The following is a 17973-nucleotide window of genomic DNA, read 5'->3' on the forward strand; positions in this document are numbered from 1 at the left end:
GACCAGCGAATCAACTGCTCACGCTCGACATCAGCCAACACCAGCTCAGCCTTCGGACGCCCGGTTCTCGACATATCCCCATACTACCCACTTAACTCACGAATTTACGACGCGACACACTAGTGTCCTGAGTCGTTGACAGCCGCTTGATAGTGCGTGCCGAAGGCTGCGAGCCTGTTCCACGCGGAGATCTTCCGGCTGGAGACGTGGTCGCGAGGCGACATGCACCCAATGTGGCGTTGGGTGCGTCCAACGCACCCAATGTGGCGTCGGGTGCGTCCAACGCACCCAACGCCACATTGGGGCGCATCACCTGCCGCGCCCAAAGTCGAGACTTCGGCGGCGCACTGGCTCCGCCGCGCGATCAAACATGCGACGCACGGAACTAGGCGCAGGAGACGGTCGTGCCCGTGCCGGTTCCGGTACCCTGGTAGCCGAATTCGATCGCCTGCCCGGCGCCGGAGCGCCGTTGAACTCGACGTTCGTGAACCGGACGGTGCCGCTGTCCCCGCTGCGCCCGGCGTTCCACCCGGACGTGATCACCGCGCCGGCCGTGACGCGTACCGTCGTGACGAAGCCGCCCGTCCACTGGTTCACCGAGGTCGTCGCCGTACCCGAGTCGGTCAGGGTGGGCGTCGTCCAGTCGCGCCAGCCGGCCAGGTTCCCGGCCTTCCGGCTCGAGATCTTTGCCGACGGCGAGCGGGTCGTAGGTGATGACGGCGGCACCGGTGCGCAGCCGGCCCCGTCGTCCTCGACCGCGGCGGCGGCCCCGGACACCGTCGAGAAGGGCAGGAATACGAAACTTTCGAAAGCGAGAGCACTTTCGAAAGTTTCGTTTTCACGGATATGAATCAGCTCCAGGCGACCGGCAGCTCGCGGACGCCGTAGACGAGTGTGTTGTGCTTGTACGCCAACGACTCCCGCGGCACCGCGAGCCGCAGGTCCGGCACCCGGCGGAACAACCGCGTCAGCGCCTCCTGCAGTTCGACGCGCGCCAGCTGCTGGCCGATGCACTGGTGCGCGCCGAACCCGAAGGCGACGTGCGTGCGCGGCGGCTCGCGGTGGAAGTCGAGCTTGTCGGCGGCCGGGAACAGCTCCTCGTCGCGGTTGGCCGAGTTCAGCGCGGCGACCAGCCACTCCCCCGCCTTCACCGCGCGGGCCCCGACCTGGACGTCTTCGGTGGCGTAGCGCAGCACCCCGAACTGCACGACCGACAGGTACCGCAGCAGCTCCTCGACGGCGCGCTCCGGTGCCGCCAGCACGACTTCGCGCTGCTGCGGGTGATCCAGCAGCACCAGGGTGCTGAGCGCGATCATGTTGGCCGTCGTCTCGTGCCCGGCCACCAGCAGGCTGAGCCCGAGCATCACCAGCTCTTCCATGGTGAGCGCGTCACCCGTCTCACGGCCCCGGGCGATCAGCCGGCTGAACAAGTCGTCCTGTGGATTCTCCCGCTTGTCGACGAAGAGCGCGGCCAGGAACCCGGAAAGCTCTTCGTAGGCCTGCTGTCCCTGTTCACGGGTGGTGTCGGTGCTGACGAGCGTCGAGCTCTGGCGCTGGAACCGCTCGCGGTCGGCGTACGGGACGCCGAGCAGCTCGCAGATCACCAGCGACGGGATCGGCAACGCGAAGTCCCGCACCAGATCGGCTTCGCCGGGCTTCGCGAGCATCGCGTCGAGGTGGCTCTCGACCAGCCCCTGGACGTAGGTCCGCATCGCCTCGACGCGCCGCACGGTGAACTCCGCGAGCACCATCTTGCGCAGCCGCGAATGGTCCTTGCCGTCGAGCTGGATGATCGAGCCCGGGGCGACCTCTTCGTCGAGGTCGGCGCCGGCGTTCACGTGCACCGAAGACGCACCGCGCGAGCTCATCGTGCGGTCGGCGAGCACCGCGCGCACGTCGCTGTAGCGCGTGACCAGCCAGGCGTCCATGCCCGCCGGGCAGCGGACCTGCGACGTCGGCGCTTCTTCGCGCAACGTCGCGTAGTTCTCGGGTGGGTCGTACGGGCATCCGGCCGGTCGCGTCGTCGGGAGGGCCGGGGTGTCGGATGCTGCCGTCACAGCGGATCACGCCTCTCTACCGGTGGTCTGGACACTTCCACCATGGAGACGTCCGGCGCCGTCGTGGGACGCCCGACCCACATCCGACCCGGATGGCCCAGTCCGGACGGCGTTCGTTAGAGAACTTTACGAATAGGTCTTGACGCGCCGTCGCCGCACCGCGAACCTGGACGCACGCCGCAGTCATCGTCCGTCCAGTCCTCCCGGAGGCAGCATGACCCGGCGCGCTTTCGTGCTCGTCGTGACCCTTTTCCTCGCCTTGGCCGGCGCCCTCGCCGGCGGCACCCCGGCGAGCGCGGAGACCACGCAACCGACGTTCCTCACCTTCTACGGCTGGTGGGACAACACCCCGCCCGGCGGCGACATCGCCTACCCGCGGATCCACGACACCGCCGGCGGCAAGGGCACCTACGCCGACCCGATCACGTTCGCGACCAGCACGTCCGAGCTCAAGGCCGGCACCAAGGTCTGGGTGCCCCGGGTGAAGAAGTACTTCATCATGGAAGACGGCTGCGACGAGTGCTCCGACGACTGGAACGGCCAGGGCCCCAACGGCGGCCCGAACCTGCGCCACATCGACCTCTGGCTCGGCGGCCAGGGCGGCAGCGCCTTCGACGCGATCGACTGCGAAGACGCGTTGACGCACTACAACGCCGACAACACGCCGGTCCTGGAACCGGTGGTCGTCGACCCGCCGTCGTCCGAGCCGTACGACGCGACGCCGATCTTCAACACCAGCACCGGTGCGTGTTACGGCGGCGCGCAGCCGAACACCACGGTCGGCCAGTACCGCAACAACTCCACCGGCACGTGCCTCGAGGCGCCGAGCAGCGGGACCACGCTGAAGGTCGCCGCCTGCACCGGAAGTGACGCCCAGCGCTTCACCTTCCACGGCGCGTTCCTCGTGCACAACGACAAGTGCGCGGGCATCTCCGGCAGCTCGATCGTGCTGCAGACCTGCACCGGCGGCCCGGCGCAGCAGTGGTCGATCAACCCGGACGGCACCATTTCCGACATCCAGACGAGCAAGAAGTGCTTCCGCGCTTCGGGCACGGCACTCACCGCGGGCAGCTGCTCCGGTGACCAGGCCCGCTGGGCGTTCACCCCGGCCGGCACCCCGGCCGGCCTCAGCGTGACGCCGTCGTCGGTTTCGGTGGCACCCGGCGCTTCGGTGACCGCCACCGTGACGGCCACCGGCGCGGCGTCCGGCACGTTGTCCGCGAGCGGCGCTCCCGCGGGCGTCACCGTGGCCTTCTCCCCGGCGTCGGTGCCGGCCGGCGGCACCTCGACCGCCACGGTCACCGCCGCCGCGAACGCCACCCCCGGCTCGGCGACGATCACCATCACGGGCGGCACGAACACCGCGTCACTCGGAGTCACCGTGACCGGCGGTGGCGGCGGTCAGGAGACACTGCTGTCGCAGGGCAAGACGGCGACGGCGTCGTCGACCGAGTCGACGTCCTACCCGGCGAGCGCGGCCTTCGACGGCAACCTGACCGGCACCCGCTGGGCCAGCAAGGAGACCGCGGCGGAGTGGCTGCGCGTCGACCTCGGCGCGACCAAGGCCGTCTCGCACGTCAAGCTGACCTGGGAAGCCGCGTACGGGAAGGCGTACAGCATCCAGACCTCGCCGGACGGCACGACCTGGACGACGATCTACAGCACCACCACCGGCAACGGCGCCACGGACGACCTGACCGGGCTCTCCGGCAGCGGCCGGTACGTGCGGATGAACGGCGTCACGCGCGGCACGGCGTACGGTTACTCGCTGTACGAGATGCAGGTGTACGGCACCGCATAAGTTGCCGAACCGGCAACTGGATTTGTCTTCTCGGGGACGTTCTCCGCATGGTGGGAGGACGTCCCCGAGGAGGAACCATGGCCCACACCCACGAACAGCCGGTGACCGTCGAGAACATGCTCAAGCAGGAGTTCTGGGAAGCGCTCTACCAGCGTGACGAGCACCGGATCTGGAGCGGGAACGTGAACCGCAACCTGGAGAGCGAGGTGACCGGGCTGAAACCCGGGCACGCCCTCGACCTCGGCAGCGGTGAAGGCGGCGACGCGATCTGGCTGGCCCAGCAGGGCTGGACGGTCGACGGCGCCGACATCTCGACCCTCGCGCTGTCCCGCGCCGAAGCCGCGGGCAAGGAACGCGGGGTCGACGTCCGGTGGCTGCACCGCGACATCCTCACCTGGCGGCCCGAGGAGACCTACGACCTGATCTCGGCGCAGTACATGCACCTGCCGCCCGACCTGCGCAAGAACGTGTTCACGGCGGCCGCGGTGGCGGTCCGGCCCGGCGGTTCGCTGCTGATCGTCGGGCACTCGCCGAGGGCGATGCGGGAGTTCGGCGGCGAGGCGCCGCCGCAGGAGCTGTTCTTCGAGCCGGAGGAGATCACGAACTACCTCGGCGACGCGCGGGAGTGGGTCGTCGAGACGTGCGAGACGCGCGGCGAGGGCCACCACACCGACGCCGTCTACCGCGCGAAGCGGCTCTAGCTCTGCCCTTGAAAGAAAGCCGCAAGGGCCCCTTCACGCGCCCTCGACGCGTGTGAAGAGGCCCTTGCGGGTGTTCCACCGAGTGTGGATCAGGCGAGCGACAGACCGTAAGCCTGCAGCTCCAGGGTGAGCGGGTAGAAGTAGCTGGTCACGGTGTCGCCGCCGGACAGCGTGCCGAGGCCCTTCGAGCCGTCGTACGCCGGGCCGCCCGAGTCACCGTGGTCGGTGTGCGCGGTCGTGCCGAACTCGTGGTTGAGGACACCGACGTCGAAGTTGACCGACTCGTCGACCGAGGTGACCTCGCCGCTGCCGCCACCGGTGGTCGAGCCCTGCTTCTCCATCTGCTCGCCGACCGTCGGCTCCGCGGCGCTGGTGATCGCCTGGCCGGTGTTGATCTCGCTCGGGCCGGTGCCGTTCGGGCGGGTCAGCAGGCCGGAGTCGGCGTCGGGGCAGTCGCTCTCGACGACCGTGGCGCCGGAGACGTCACCGCCGGCCCAGGTGCCGCCGAGGTTGGTGCAGTGGCCCGCGGTGAGCAGGAAGGGCTCCCCGCCGCGCGTCACGTTGAAGCCGAGCGAGCAGCGGCCCTGGTCGTTCTGGATCGCGTCGCCGTCGGCGATGTGCAGTTCGAGCTTGCCGGTGCGGTGCTCGACCCGGACGCTGTCGCCGTACTGCGCGGCGGCCGCGGTGACCTTGTCGGCCGTCTCCTTGCTGGCCGAGTCGTAGACCTTCACCACGACCTGGTTGGTCTTGGTGTCGATGCCCCACGCGGTCTGCGGGACGTTCTTCACGGCGTCCAGCGAGTTCTTGACGCCGGTGAGCGCGGCGAAGGTGTGCTTGACCTTCTTCGCGGTGAGGCCCGCGGCCTGCACCTTCTGCGCCGACGCGTCGTCGGTCACGGTGACGACGGCCTTGCCGTTCTCCAGGTAGATGCCACCGGAGGTGGCGCCGAGCGAGCCCGCCACCTGGGTGGCGTTGCTGACGGCGCTGGCCTGCATCTCGGAGAAGGCCAGTGGGGACGCGGTGGCCGCCGACGCGCACACGCCGGACGTCAGCGCCGCGGCCGACAACACAGCGAAGGTCTTGAGAGCGGTCTTCCGGGGAGTCATCAACTTCCTCCAGTTTGCCGGTTCGAAGCCTGCGCCGGTCACTTTGGTTGCCGAGCAACCAACGCACCACCGACTAAGGTTGGTTAATAACCGGCAGAACCGGACATACCTCGCTCCCAGGACACAGCGCATCCGTGCCACTACTGCGTTCGGCGTAACAAACGCCTGGTGTAGTCCCTTCGGCTCAAGACCCGGACGGCCAACGGACGTGCGCCTCGTAGTCCGGGTGCTTCCGGAGGTACCCGGCGATGAACGGGCAGACCGGCACGATCGTCCCGCCCTTCGCGACGACGTCGTCCAGCGCGCCCGCCGCCAGCACCTTGCCCAGGCCCTGGCCGGCGAAGGCGTCGTCGATCTCGGTGTGGGTGAACACGGTCAGGTCGCCCCGCTGGTCGTACGCGGCGAAGCCCGCCAGTTTCTCGTCCGACCACACTTCGTAGCGGCTCTCGGCGGGGTTGTCGGTCACCTTGGTCATTGGCACTCCATTCTCTCTGCGGCGTGAACACCGGACGGCCGCCAAGCCTTCCCCCATCGTGCGACGGCCGGCCGCCTCGCGCGCCCGGGCCGTGAACCCGACTGGGCCGCCCGGGGGACAGCGGCTTCCCGTTCGTGTGCAACCCGACCGAGACCCTTGGCGCGCCCGGCTGCTTTTGGTTGCCTCATCGTGTCGGAAACCGCCAGCGCCGCAACGGAAAGGCCTCACCCGCGTGCCGCAGCAGCCGTTCGTCCTCCCCGAGTTCTACATGCCCTACCCGGCGCGGCTGAACCCGCACCTCGAGGGCGCCCGCGAGCACAGCAAGGCCTGGGCGTACGCGATGGACATGATCGACGTCCCGCAGCACGGCACGGTGATCTGGAACGAGCACGACCTCGACTCCCACGACTACGCCCTGCTCTGCGCCTACACCCACCCGGACGCCGGCGCCGAAGAGCTCGACCTGATCACCGACTGGTACGTCTGGGTCTTCTACTTCGACGACCACTTCCTCGAGCTGTACAAGCGCACCGGCGACATCGACAGCGCGCGCGGCTACCTCGACCGGCTGAACCTGTTCATGCCCGCCGAGGGCGCGATCACCGACACCCCGGAGAACCCGGTCGAACGCGGCCTCACCGACCTCTGGAACCGGACGATCCCGCACCGCTCGCCCGGCTGGCGGCGTCGCTTCATCGAGAGCACGAAGGCGCTGCTCGAAGAGTCGCTGTGGGAACTGGCCAACATCAACGAAGGCCGCCTCTCCAACCCGATCGAGTACATCGAGATGCGCCGGAAGGTCGGCGGCGCGCCGTGGTCGGCGAACCTCGTCGAGCACTCGGTGCACGCCGAGGTGCCCGATGCGATCGCCGCGGCCCGCCCGATGGAGGTGCTGCGCGACTGCTTCGCCGACGGCGTCCACCTGCGCAACGACCTGTTCTCCTACCAGCGCGAGGTCGAGGACGAGGGCGAGCTGTCCAACGGCGTCCTCGTGTTCGAGAAGTTCCTCGGGCTGACGACGCAGCAGGCGGCCGACGCCGTCAACGACCTGATCACCTCCCGGCTGCACCAGTTCGAGCACACCGCGCTGACCGAGGTCCCGGCGCTGTTCGACGAGCACGCCGTCGACCCGGCGTCGCGGATGGCGACGTTCGCCTACGTCAAGGGCCTGCAGGACTGGCAGTCCGGCGGACACGAGTGGCACCTGCGCTCCAGCCGCTACATGAACGAAGGCGCCCTGGAATCCCGCGGCGGCCCGGAGCTGGGCACCGCCACCGGGCTCGGGACGTCGGCCGCGCGCATCTTCTCGTCCGTGCTCGCGACCGCGCCGCAACGGCTGCGGTCGTACTCGAGCACGCCGTTCCGCGCGGTCGAGATCGAGCGGCCACCGGTCGAGCTGCCGTTCCCGCTGCGGCTGAGCCCGCACCTGGACGCGTGCCGCGTCCGCAACGTCGACTGGGCGCGGCGGATGGGCTTCCTCGACGGCGTGGTGTGGGACGAGCGGAAGCTGCGCGCCACCGACCTCCCGCTGTGTGCGGCGGGCATCCACCCGGACGCCGCCGCCGACCAGCTCGACGTCACCAGCGACTGGCTGACCTGGGGCACGTTCGCCGACGACTACTACCCGATCGTGTTCGGCGCGACCCGCGACCTCGCCGGGGCGAAGGCGTGTAACGCGCGGCTGTCGCTGTTCATGCCGGTGGACGGCGAACCCACGCCGACGCCGACGAACGCGCTGGAGGTGGGACTGGCCGACGTCTGGCCGCGCACCACCGCCGGGATGTCCCCCGAAAACCGCCGCACGGTGCGGAAAGCCGTCGACTCGATGACGTCGAGCTGGCTGTGGGAGCTGGTGAACCAGGCGCAGAACCGCATCCCGGACCCGATCGACTACGTCGAGATGCGGCGCCGGACGTTCGGCTCGGACCTCACGATGAGCCTCTCGCGCTTCTCGCACGGCCGCGCGGTGCCGCCGGAGCTGTACCGCACGCGCCCGGTCCAGGCGATCGAGCACGCGGCGACCGACTACGCGTGCCTGGTCAACGACGTCTTCTCCTACCGCAAGGAGATCCAGTACGAGGGCGAGCTGCACAACGCCGTGCTGGTGGTGCGGAACTTCCTCGACTGCTCCGAGGAACGCGCGTTCGGCGTCGTCGACGACCTGATGAAGGCCCGCCTGGCGGAGTTCAAGCACGCGGCGGCGATCGAGCTGCCGGCGCTGTTCCGCGACTACGCCATCGACCCGGACGTCCAGGAGATGCTGCTGGAGTACGTCGAGGAGTTCCGCGACTGGCTGGCGGGCATCGTCAACTGGCACGAGAACGTGGGCCGCTACACCGAGAAGGAGCTGAACTACCACCCGATGGCGGCTTCGGCGTGGCAGGGCCCGACGGGCATCGGCACGTCGTCGCTGCGCATCTCGTCCCTGCTCCCCAGCGGGCGGTGACGTGCCGGGCTCCCCGACCACGAAGCAGTGCGAAATCGCCCGGCTGCTGCGCGCGGTCGGCATGCACCGCGAGGCCGAGCAGGCGCTGCGCACGGACCTCCGGGCGCGGCTGCGCCGGACCCGAAGACGCCTGCGGGTCCGGCTGATCCGATCATCCCGCAGGCTCCGGCGCCAAGTCCGGGTGTGACGGAACCGCCGGCTCGCGTGACTGGGGAGTCAACTCGCGTGAGTGGAGGGTCGACACGACGCGCAGGCTCCCGCGCGCCGTGTCGACCCTCCGATCACACGAACCGACCCTCCAGGCACGCGTGTCGACCCCCCAGGCACACGTGTCGACCCTCTGATCACGTGCGGCGGCGCCCGGATCACACCGGTCGCGTCGTTCGCGCCACTCCGCCGGGCATTCCCGGCGCGAGAAGGCGATACTCAAGGGCGTGAGCGGCTTCAACCTGCGTTTCCTCGGCCATTCCACCGTCCGGCTCGAGCTCGGTGATCGGGTCGTCCTCACCGATCCCGTGCTCACCGCCCGGGTCGGCGGGCTGACCCGGGTCGTGCCGCCGCCCCCGCCTGGCGCCTACGCCGGCGTCGACCTCGTGCTGCTGTCGCACCTGCACGGCGACCACCTGCACGTGCCGTCGCTGAAACTCGTCGGCCGGCGGACCCGGATCGTCGTGCCGCGCGGGGCCGGGACCTGGCTCGCCAAGAAGGGCTTCACCGCCGTCGAGGAGATCGCGCCCGGCGAGACGCTCACCGAGGGCGGCCTCACCATCACCGCGACCGAGGCCATCCACTCCGGACACCGCTGGGGCCCGCGCCTCACCCACGGCCCGCAGAGCCCGGCCATCGGCCACCTGATCGACAGCGAGGGTCTGCGCGTCTACCACGCCGGTGACACCGACCTCTTCGACGGCATGGCCGCGTTCGGCCCGGTCGACGTCGCGCTCCTGCCCGTCTGGGGCTGGGGGCCGAACCTCGGGCCCGGCCACCTGAACCCGGCCCGGGCCGCCGAGGCCGCCGGGCTGCTGCAGGCCCGCGCGGTCGTGCCGGTGCACTGGGGCACGCTCGCCCTCCCCGGGATCCGGCGCACCACGCGCATGCGGCGGCTGCTCGCCGACCCGCCGCGGGAGTTCGCGGCCCACGTGGCCGCGGCGAAGATCGCCACCGACGTCCTGTTCACCGAGCCCGGCGCCGACGTCGTGCTCCCGGCCTCGACGGACCGGGCGTGAACTGGACGGACCCGGCCGCCATCGGGTACCCGGTGCTGTTCGGCGGCGTGCTGCTCGGCTCGATCATCCCGATCGTGCCCACCGGCGCGGTGGTCGGCGCCGCGGCCGCCGTCGCCACCACCACCGACCACCTGTCGCTGCCGCTGGTGATCGTCCTGGCCACGCTCGGCGCGTACGTCGGTGACGTCGTGACGTTCGGCGTCCCGCGCCTGGGCAGCGAGGCCGCGTTCCGCTGGATCAGCCGCCGCCAGCCCGCCGAACGGCTCGAGAAAGCGCGTGACCAGTTCGCCCGCCGCGGATGGCAGATCGTCGTGATCGGCAGGCTCGTCCCGGCCGGCCGGATCCCGGTGCTGCTCGCGGCCGCCGCGCTGAGCTACCCGTGGCGGCGCCTGCTGCCCGCCGCGCTCGTCGCGTGCGTGCTCTGGGCGGTCGCCTACAGCTTGCTCGGCATCGTCAGCGGAGGCATCTTCGACTCGCCTCTGATCGCGACCCTGCTGGCGACGGTGCTGGTCCTGCTGGTCACCGTGCTGCTGAACCTGATCGCCCGCTGGCGGCGGAACAAAGCCGAGGCGAAAGAGAAGACGGGAGACCGAGCTTGACGACGACCGCGCCGAAGGGCCGGCTGCTGCGGGGCGGCCGGGTCGTCGCCCGCGTCCTGCTGGTGTGGGTGGCGGTGACCGGCGCGCTGCGCCTGCTCGACGTGCTGCTGTCCGGCTTCCGGATGACGCACTGGTGGCAGCCGACGGTCTGCGCGCTGCTGCTGGGGGTGCTGGCGGCGTTCGTCTGGCCGCTGGTCATGCGGATCGCCTACCCGCTCGCGTTCTTCACCTTCGGTCTCTTCGGGTTCCTGCTGCTCGGCGCGGGCACGCTCGCCGTGTTCAAGACGGTGCCCGGCGTCGAGATCGTCGGCTTCCGGACCGCGGTGATCGTCACCGTGGCCATGGCCGGCGTCGGCGCGGTGATCTCCAGCCTGCTCGCCATCGACGAGGACGAGATCTTCTTCCGCCGCGCGAATCGCCGCCGTCGCCGGCACGCCGCCGAGCCCGGCGACGCCGAACAGCCGCCCGGCGTGGTGTTCCTGCAGATCGACGGCCTCGGGTACGACACCGTCCGCCGTGCCATCCGCGACGGTGACATGCCGACCTTCGCCGCGTGGCTCGCCGAGGACAGCCACGCGCTGACGCAGTGGCACACCGACTGGAGCTCCCAGACCGGCGCGAGCGTCTGCGGCATCCTGCACGGCTCCAACCACGACATCCTCGGGTTCCGCTGGTACGAAAAGGACCGCGACCACGTGATGGCGTGCGCGCACCCGACCGACGCGGCCGAGATCGAACGGCGCCACTCCGACGGGCGCGGCCTCCTCTCGGGCGACGGCGCGAGCCGCGGCAACCTGTTCTCCGGCGACGCCGACCACGTCAGCCTCACCATGAGCTCGATCCCGGTGCTGGTCCCGAAGGGCCTGCGCCACCGGCACCGCGACCGCCTCGGCGCGGGCTACTACGCCTACTTCGCGAACCCGGTCAACGCGCTGCGGACGTTCGTCGTCGCCCTCGCCGACGTCTTCCGCGAGATCAGCGCGTCGATCCGCCAGCGCCGCGCCGGCGTCGTGCCGCGGATCCCGCGCGGCGGCTGGTACCCCCTGGCCAGGCCGGGCACGACGGTGATCGCGCGCGACGTCGTCGTCTCGGCGATCCTCGGCGACATGCTGGCCGGGCGGCCGGTCGTCTACGCCGACTTCCTCGGCTACGACGAGGTCGCGCACCACTCCGGCATCGAGCGCTTCGACACGCTGTCGGTGCTGCGCTCGATCGACCAGCAGATCGCCCGGCTGCACCGGGCGAGCCGGCTTTCCTCGCGCCGCTACCACGTCGTCGCGCTGTCGGACCACGGCCAGACCCAGGGCCAGGCGTTCTCGCAGCGGTTCGGCGAGACGATCGAGGCGTACGTCGGCCGGCTGTGCGGCGGCTCGCCGTCGGCGGCTTCGGGCAAGCGCCGCCAGGCCGAGAGCTGGCAGATCAACGCGGCGCTCGCGGAGGCCACGAAGAGCGGCGGCCTGATCGCGCGCCGGCTGCGGGGCCGCGTCGAGAACGCCGAAGGCGGCGAGGACCGGCCGCGCACGGAGTCCGGCTCCCCCGGCGCGGTCACGCGCGTGGCGCCCGGGGTGGTCGCGGTCGTGTCCGGGCACACCGCGATGGTGTCGTTCACCGAGCACGAAGGCCGCGTCGAGCTGGAGACGATCGAGCGCGAGTTCCCCGACCTGCTGCCGTCGCTGGTGGACCACCCCGGCGTCGGGTTCCTGCTGGTGCGCAGCCGCGAGTTCGGGCCGGTCGTGCTGGGCCGCGACGGGCTGCACCGGCTCGCCACCGGCGTCGTCATCGGCGAGGACCCGCTGCTGCGCTACGGCCCGCACGCCGCGGACCTGGTGCGCCGCGTCGACACGTTCCCGCACTGCGCCGACGTGATGATCAACAGCAACTACGACCCGGAGACGGACCAGTCGTCACCGTTCGAGACGCACGTCGGCTCGCACGGCGGCCTCGGCGGCCCGCAGCAGCGCGGCTTCGTCGTGCACCCCCGCGAGTTCCCGCCGCCCGGCGACGTCGTCGGCGCGGAGGCCCTGCACCGGGTGTTCCGCGGCTGGCTGACGCACCTGGGTCACCCCTCGCCCGCTCCTGCCCCTGCCCCTGCCCCGGCTTCGGCCGAAACCCCTGTCGCTTCGGAGGTCGCTTCGTGAAACTGACGGTCTACGGCGCTTCCTGGTGCCCGGATGTCAAGCGCAGCCGCGCGTTGCTCGACCGCGAAGGCGTCGAGTATTCCTATGTGGACGTCGAGGCGGACGCGGCCGCCGAGGCGCGGGTCCGCTCGCTGCAGGACGGCGAGCGCCGCATTCCGACGATCGTCTGGGACGACGGCACCTTCCTGGTCGAGCCATCCGACGCGGAACTGGGTTCGCGGCTGTGAAACTGCTGCGAGAGCTGCCGATCGGGACGCGGGTCGTGGTGCGCTACCGGATCGAGGGCGGCTTCACCGACGCGCTCGGGCCGCTGGTCGCGCGCGACGATTCGACGTGCACGGTCGAAACCCGCCGCGGCCCGGTGGTGGTGGACTTCGACGCCGTCGCCCTGGCCAAGCCGGTACCGCCGCCCCCGGTGCGGAAATCGGCTGGCGGCGCGCCCCCGGCTTTGTGACGATCGGGACCATGTTCGACGAACTGGTGGCCGAAGCCGACGCGGTGTCCGTCGACGGCTGGGACTTCTCGTGGCTCGACGGCCGCGCGACCGAGCAACGCCCGTCGTGGGGCTACCAGCGGCTGCTGGGCGAACGCCTCGCCGGCGTCCACGCGGCCCTCGACCTGGAAACCGGCGGCGGCGAGGTCCTCGACGGCTGCCCATCCCTGCCACCCCTGATGACGGCGACGGAGTCGTGGCCCCCGAACGTCGCGGCGGCGTCGGCCCGGCTGCGGCCGCGCGGGGTCGTCGTGGTCGCGACTGCGGACGAGCCGCCGCTGCCGTTCGCGGACGACCTGTTCGACCTGGTCTCCAGCCGCCACCCGGTGCGGACGTGGTGGGCCGAGATCGCCCGCGTGCTGCGCCCCGGCGGGACGTACTTCTCCCAGCAGGTCGGCCCGGCGAGCGTGTTCGAGCTGGTCGAGTACTTCCTCGGCCCGCAACCGGCCGACGTCCGCGAGGGCCGCCGCCCGGACCACGCCGTCACCGCGGCTTCGGAGGCCGGTCTCGAGGTCGTCGACCTGCGCTCGGAGTCGCTGCGCACCGAGTTCCGCGACATCGGCGCGGTGGTCTACTTCCTGCGCAAGGTGATCTGGATGGTCCCGGGCTTCACGGTCGAGCAGTACCGGCCGCGCTTGCGGGAGCTGCACGACCTGATCGAGCGCGACGGCCCGTTCGTCGCCCACACGACCCGGTTCCTCATCGAGGCCCGGAAGATCGAGGCCCGGAAGATCGAGGCTCGGAAGATCGAGGCTCGGAAGCCCTGACGATCGCCGCCTCGACGCCGTCGAGCAGCAGCTCCAGCCCCGCCTCGAACGACAGCCGCGCCTCGCGCTCCAGGTAGGGCTCGCCGTCCGGGACCGCGGCCATGTCCGCGCCGAGGGCCGACACCGTCGGGAAGCGGGCCGGGAGATCGGGGACCAGCTCGCCGAGCAGGGCCGATCGGGCGTACCACCAGTCCTCTTCGGACTGCCCCGTCTCGCGCGACGCCTGCCGGGACTCCGCCGCCGACTGGACCGAGCCGCGCACGACGTTGAACAGCGCCGACACCACCCAGCGCACGCGCGGCAGGGGTAGGCCCGTCTCCGCCAGGACGCGCAGCAGCGTCTCCTGCACGTGGAACTCCCCCGGCCCGAGCACCGGCCGTGCCGGGGAGACCTGCAGCAGCCACGGGTGGCGCAGGTGCAGGTCCCACAGCTCGTCGGCCAGGGCCAGCGCCGCCGGCCGCCAGCCGCGCGCCAGGTCGTGGTCCCCGGGCAGCTCGCCGAGCGTCCGGTCGTACATCAGGTCGACCAGCTCGGTCTTGCCCGGCACGTACGTGTAGAGCGCCATCGCCGTGCGGCCGAGCCGCTCCCCGACCGAGCGCATGGACAGCGCCGCCATGCCGTCGGCGTCGGCGATCCCGATCGCCGCGCCGACGATCGCCTCGACGCTCAGCCCCGGCTTGGGCCCGGGACCGGTGCGCGGGGCGCCGACGCGCGGCCCCCACAGCAGCTCCATGGACCGCCGGGCGTCGCCCTGACCGGCGAAGACGACCACCTTGCCGACTCCTTACAGCCTAAAGTATTGTATCCCGAGCAATCACCTTACAGCCTAAAGTATCAAGAAGGACGGTATGACCTCACCCAGGCGGGCCGCCGACACCCACGACGTGATCGAGGTCCGGGGGGCCCGGGAGAACAACCTGACCGGCATCGACCTCGACATCCCGAAACGCCGGCTGACGGTGTTCACGGGCGTGTCCGGCTCCGGCAAGTCGTCCCTCGTCTTCGGCACCATCGCGGCCGAGTCCCAGCGCATGATCAACGAGACCTACAGCGCGTTCCTCCAATCGTTCATGCCGAACCTCTCGCGCCCGGACGTCGACCTGCTGGAGAACCTGAGCGCCGCCATCGTCGTCGACCAGGAGCGGATGGGGGCCAACTCCCGCTCGACCGTCGGCACCGCGACCGACGCCCACACAATGCTGCGCATCGCCTTCTCCCGGCTCGGCGAACCGCACGTCGGCACGTCCGGCGCGTTCAGCTTCAACCTGCCCGAGGGCATGTGCCCGGCGTGCGAGGGCCTCGGCCGGGTGTCCGACCTCGACGTCCGCGCCCTGCTCGACTTCGACAAGTCCCTCAACGACGGCGCCATCCAGGTACCCGGCTTCACCCCGGACACCTGGTACGTCCAGACCTACCTCGCTTCCGGTTTCTACGACCCGGACGCCAAGATCCGGGACTACACCCCGCAGCAGCTCGACGACCTGCTGCACAAGGACTCCTGCAAGGTGAAGGTCGGCAAGACCAACGTCACCTACGAGGGTCTCGCGGTGAAGGTCAAGCGCCTCTACCTGCACAAGGACACCGAGTCGCTGCAGCCGCGCCTGCGCGGGTTCATCGAGAAGGCCGCGGCCTTCAGCACCTGCGCCACGTGCGGCGGCGCCCGGCTGAACCAGGCCGCGCTCTCGTCGACGATCGACGGCCGGAACATCGCCGACTGCTCGGCCATGCAGATCAGCGACCTCGCCGAGTTCGTCCGGAAGCTGGACGAGCCGTCGATCGCGCCGCTGCTGGGCAACCTGCGCGACACGCTCGACTCGCTGGTCGAGATCGGCCTCGGCTACCTCTCGCTGGACCGCGAGTCGGGCACGTTGTCCGGCGGCGAGGCGCAGCGCGTGAAGATGGTGCGCCACCTGGGTTCGAGCCTCACCGACGTCACGTACGTCTTCGACGAGCCGACCGTCGGCCTGCACCCGCACGACATCGAGCGGATGAACAACCTCCTTCTCTGCTTGCGGGACAAGGGGAACACGATCCTGGTCGTCGAGCACAAGCCGGAGACCATCGGGATCGCCGACCACGTCGTCGACCTCGGTCCCGGCGCGGGCAAGGCCGGCGGACGGCTCTGCTACACCGGCGACCTCGACGGCCTCCGCGCGTCCGGCACGCTCACCGGGCGCCACCTCGACCACCGCGTCACGGTGCGCCCGGAGGTCCGCGCGCCTGCCGGGCACCTCCGGATCACCGGCGCCAGCCTGCACAACCTGCGCGATGTCAGTGTCGACGTCCCGCTCGGCGTGCTGACCGTGGTCACCGGTGTCGCCGGGTCCGGGAAGTCGTCGCTGATCCACGGCTCCCTCGCCCACCGCGACGGTGTCGTGGTGGTCGACCAGTCGGCGATCCGCGGTTCGCGGCGGTCGAACCCGGCCACCTACACCGGCGTGCTCGACCCGATCCGGACGGCGTTCGCCAAGGCCAACGGGGTCAAGGCGAGCCTGTTCAGCGCCAACTCCGAAGGCGCCTGCCCGAAGTGCAAGGGCCTCGGGCTCGTCTACACGGACCTGGCGATGATGGCCGGCGTCGCGTCGGTCTGCGAGGAGTGCGAAGGCAAGCGCTTCACACCAGACGTGCTGACGTACACCTTGCGGGGCAAGAACATCAGCGAGGTCCTGGCGATGCCGGTGACCGAGGCGCGCGAGTTCTTCCCGTCCGGCAACGCGCGGGCGGTGCTGAACCGGCTCGCCGACGTCGGCCTCGGCTACCTGACGCTCGGGCAGCCGCTGACGACCCTGTCCGGTGGTGAGCGGCAACGGCTCAAGCTGGCGATCCGGATGGCCGAGCACGGCTCGACGTACATCCTCGACGAGCCGACGACCGGCCTGCACCTGGCCGACGTCGACCAGCTGCTCGCGCTGCTCGACCGGATCGTCGACGCGGGCAACACGGTGATCGTCATCGAGCACCACCAGGCCGTGATGGCCCACGCCGACTGGCTGATCGACCTCGGCCCCGGCGCCGGCCACGACGGCGGCCGCGTGGTCTTCGAGGGCACGCCGGCTGCGCTGGTCGCCGACGCCACCACCCTGACCGCCCGCCACCTGCGCGAGTACCTGGGGAAGCCATGACGGGCCTGCTCGAAGTGACGGCCGTCCACCGGGTGACCCCGCGCACGGTGCGCGTCACCTTCACCGGCGAGGGCTTGGAGGACCTGGAGGCGTGGCCGGACCAGCAGCTGAAGCTGATGTTCCCGCCGCCGGGACGCCCGGTGCGCTTGCCTTCCGCCGACGGCGACGTCATGCGCTGGTACCAGGCGTTCCTGGCGATCCCGGCCGAAGAGCGGCCGGTGATGCGCAGCTACACGGTGCGCGACCGGCGCCCGGTTCTCGCCGAGATCGACGTCGATTTCGTCCTGCACGGCGACGCGGGCGGCCCGGCCACGAGCTGGGCCCGCACGGCGGCTCCGGGTGACGTCCTCGGCCGGTACGGCCCGGACGCGGCCTACCGCCGTCCGCTCCCCGTGGCCGACACCGTGCTGCTGGCCGGGGACGAGACGGCGATCCCCGCGGTCTCGTCCCTGTTGCCCGAAGTGGACAACGCGGTGGTGTTCCTGGAGATCCCGGACGCGGCCGAGGAGCAACCACTGCCCGGCGACGTCCACTGGCTGCACCGGGACGGCGCCCCGCACGGGGCTGCGCTGCTGGACGCGGTGCGCGAGGCGAAACTCGGCGACGGCTCGGTCTCGGCGTGGCTCGCCGGAGAGGCGGGGATGGTCCGGGCGCTGCGCCGGCACCTGGTGGGCGACCGCGGGCTCGGCAAACGGGACATCGAGTTCACCGGCTACTGGCGCCGCAAGCTCACGCAGGACGACGCGCCCACGCCGGAAGATCTGGCGGACGCCGCCGAAAAGCTCGGCTGACGGGCTCGCGGGCGAAGCTGAGCACTGCCCGGGCTTGCCGCAGGTCCCGCCCATCGGCAGAGGTGCTCGGCAGTTCCCGCACAACCGCGGCCGCCGGCCGGTTGTCTCCGAGCTACTCTGGAGGCGATCGGCCGGCGAGCCGAGCTGGAACTGGTGCCACGGCAGGACACCGACGCTGGCCTCACCGGCCACCTGGCCGCTGATCTCGACGCCTGTCAGAGCGCGCTCTGACCTGACGCGGCACAGGGACC

17 protein-coding genes are annotated in these 17973 nt (G+C 70.9%); 13 read left to right on the forward strand and 4 right to left on the reverse strand.

What is annotated here, in order from left to right; genetic code table 11:
* Window positions 1–469 precede the first annotated feature (469 nt).
* Window positions 470–850: a hypothetical protein gene (locus ACLJQZ_RS35800; RefSeq protein WP_410624563.1), complete on the forward strand. Its 381-nt coding sequence runs from the start codon at window positions 470–472 to the stop codon at window positions 848–850.
* Between the two features lies 1 nt (window position 851).
* Here the strand turns inward: ACLJQZ_RS35800 and ACLJQZ_RS35805 are convergent, their stop codons facing one another.
* Window positions 852–2057: a cytochrome P450 gene (locus tag ACLJQZ_RS35805; RefSeq protein ID WP_410624565.1), complete on the reverse strand. Its 1206-nt coding sequence runs from the start codon at window positions 2055–2057 to the stop codon at window positions 852–854.
* A gap of 214 nt (window positions 2058–2271) precedes the next feature.
* Here ACLJQZ_RS35805 and ACLJQZ_RS35810 point away from each other — a divergent pair, with 214 nt between their 5' ends.
* Window positions 2272–3858, forward strand: a complete 1587-nt coding sequence (locus ACLJQZ_RS35810; protein ID WP_410624567.1) for a discoidin domain-containing protein — start codon at window positions 2272–2274, stop codon at window positions 3856–3858.
* 77 nt (window positions 3859–3935) lie between these two features.
* On the forward strand, window positions 3936–4559 hold the full coding sequence (locus tag ACLJQZ_RS35815) for an SAM-dependent methyltransferase (RefSeq protein ID WP_410624569.1): 624 nt from the start codon (window positions 3936–3938) through the stop codon (window positions 4557–4559).
* 89 nt (window positions 4560–4648) lie between these two features.
* On the opposite strand, the gene ACLJQZ_RS35820 is transcribed toward ACLJQZ_RS35815, so the two are convergent.
* Together ACLJQZ_RS35820 and ACLJQZ_RS35825 are read right to left on the reverse strand one after the other, a co-directional pair.
* Window positions 4649–5665 (reverse strand): S1 family peptidase, encoded by a 1017-nt coding sequence (locus ACLJQZ_RS35820; protein WP_410624571.1) that lies wholly within the window; start codon window positions 5663–5665, stop codon window positions 4649–4651.
* Window positions 5666–5849: 184 nt separating this feature from the next.
* Window positions 5850–6140 (reverse strand): GNAT family N-acetyltransferase, encoded by a 291-nt coding sequence (locus ACLJQZ_RS35825; protein WP_326955677.1) that lies wholly within the window; start codon window positions 6138–6140, stop codon window positions 5850–5852.
* Between the two features lie 268 nt (window positions 6141–6408).
* On the opposite strand from ACLJQZ_RS35825, the gene ACLJQZ_RS35830 reads away from it, so the two are divergent.
* The 8 genes from ACLJQZ_RS35830 to ACLJQZ_RS35865 all read left to right on the forward strand — a co-directional run bounded on the left by ACLJQZ_RS35830 (window position 6409) and on the right by ACLJQZ_RS35865 (window position 13809).
* The gene (locus ACLJQZ_RS35830; RefSeq protein WP_410624767.1) at window positions 6409–8586 is read left to right on the forward strand and encodes a terpene synthase family protein; all 2178 of its coding nucleotides are present in this window, start codon (window positions 6409–6411) and stop codon (window positions 8584–8586) included.
* A 1-nt stretch (window position 8587) separates the two neighbouring features.
* Window positions 8588–8773, forward strand: a complete 186-nt coding sequence (locus ACLJQZ_RS35835; protein WP_410624574.1) for a hypothetical protein — start codon at window positions 8588–8590, stop codon at window positions 8771–8773.
* 247 nt (window positions 8774–9020) lie between these two features.
* Complete coding sequence (locus ACLJQZ_RS35840) at window positions 9021–9812, forward strand: MBL fold metallo-hydrolase (protein ID WP_410624576.1); 792 nt, start codon at window positions 9021–9023, stop codon at window positions 9810–9812.
* Complete coding sequence (locus tag ACLJQZ_RS35845) at window positions 9809–10411, forward strand: DedA family protein (RefSeq protein ID WP_410624578.1); 603 nt, start codon at window positions 9809–9811, stop codon at window positions 10409–10411. Before ACLJQZ_RS35840 ends, ACLJQZ_RS35845 begins: the two co-directional genes overlap by 4 nt.
* Window positions 10408–12549, forward strand: coding sequence for a phage holin family protein (locus ACLJQZ_RS35850; protein WP_410624580.1), 2142 nt, complete (start codon window positions 10408–10410; stop codon window positions 12547–12549). Before ACLJQZ_RS35845 ends, ACLJQZ_RS35850 begins: the two co-directional genes overlap by 4 nt.
* Window positions 12546–12776, forward strand: a complete 231-nt coding sequence (locus ACLJQZ_RS35855; protein ID WP_247061419.1) for a glutaredoxin domain-containing protein — start codon at window positions 12546–12548, stop codon at window positions 12774–12776. Before ACLJQZ_RS35850 ends, ACLJQZ_RS35855 begins: the two co-directional genes overlap by 4 nt.
* Window positions 12773–13003 (forward strand): ferrous iron transport protein A, encoded by a 231-nt coding sequence (locus ACLJQZ_RS35860; RefSeq protein ID WP_410624582.1) that lies wholly within the window; start codon window positions 12773–12775, stop codon window positions 13001–13003. Before ACLJQZ_RS35855 ends, ACLJQZ_RS35860 begins: the two co-directional genes overlap by 4 nt.
* A gap of 11 nt (window positions 13004–13014) precedes the next feature.
* Complete coding sequence (locus tag ACLJQZ_RS35865; RefSeq protein ID WP_410624584.1) at window positions 13015–13809, forward strand: class I SAM-dependent methyltransferase; 795 nt, start codon at window positions 13015–13017, stop codon at window positions 13807–13809.
* On the opposite strand, the gene ACLJQZ_RS35870 is transcribed toward ACLJQZ_RS35865, so the two are convergent.
* Window positions 13742–14581, reverse strand: coding sequence for a TetR/AcrR family transcriptional regulator C-terminal domain-containing protein (locus ACLJQZ_RS35870; RefSeq protein ID WP_410624586.1), 840 nt, complete (start codon window positions 14579–14581; stop codon window positions 13742–13744). The two genes, ACLJQZ_RS35865 and ACLJQZ_RS35870, sit on opposite strands and share 68 nt — an antisense overlap.
* A 76-nt stretch (window positions 14582–14657) precedes the next feature.
* On the opposite strand from ACLJQZ_RS35870, the gene ACLJQZ_RS35875 reads away from it, so the two are divergent.
* Both ACLJQZ_RS35875 and ACLJQZ_RS35880 read left to right on the forward strand, forming a co-directional pair.
* Complete coding sequence (locus ACLJQZ_RS35875; RefSeq protein WP_410624588.1) at window positions 14658–16931, forward strand: ATP-binding cassette domain-containing protein; 2274 nt, start codon at window positions 14658–14660, stop codon at window positions 16929–16931.
* Complete coding sequence (locus ACLJQZ_RS35880; RefSeq protein WP_410624590.1) at window positions 16928–17722, forward strand: siderophore-interacting protein; 795 nt, start codon at window positions 16928–16930, stop codon at window positions 17720–17722. Before ACLJQZ_RS35875 ends, ACLJQZ_RS35880 begins: the two co-directional genes overlap by 4 nt.
* The last annotated feature ends 251 nt before the right edge of the window (window positions 17723–17973 follow it).

The sequence above is a fragment of the Amycolatopsis sp. cmx-8-4 genome, from assembly GCF_046548675.1.
GTDB lineage: Bacteria > Actinomycetota > Actinomycetes > Mycobacteriales > Pseudonocardiaceae > Amycolatopsis.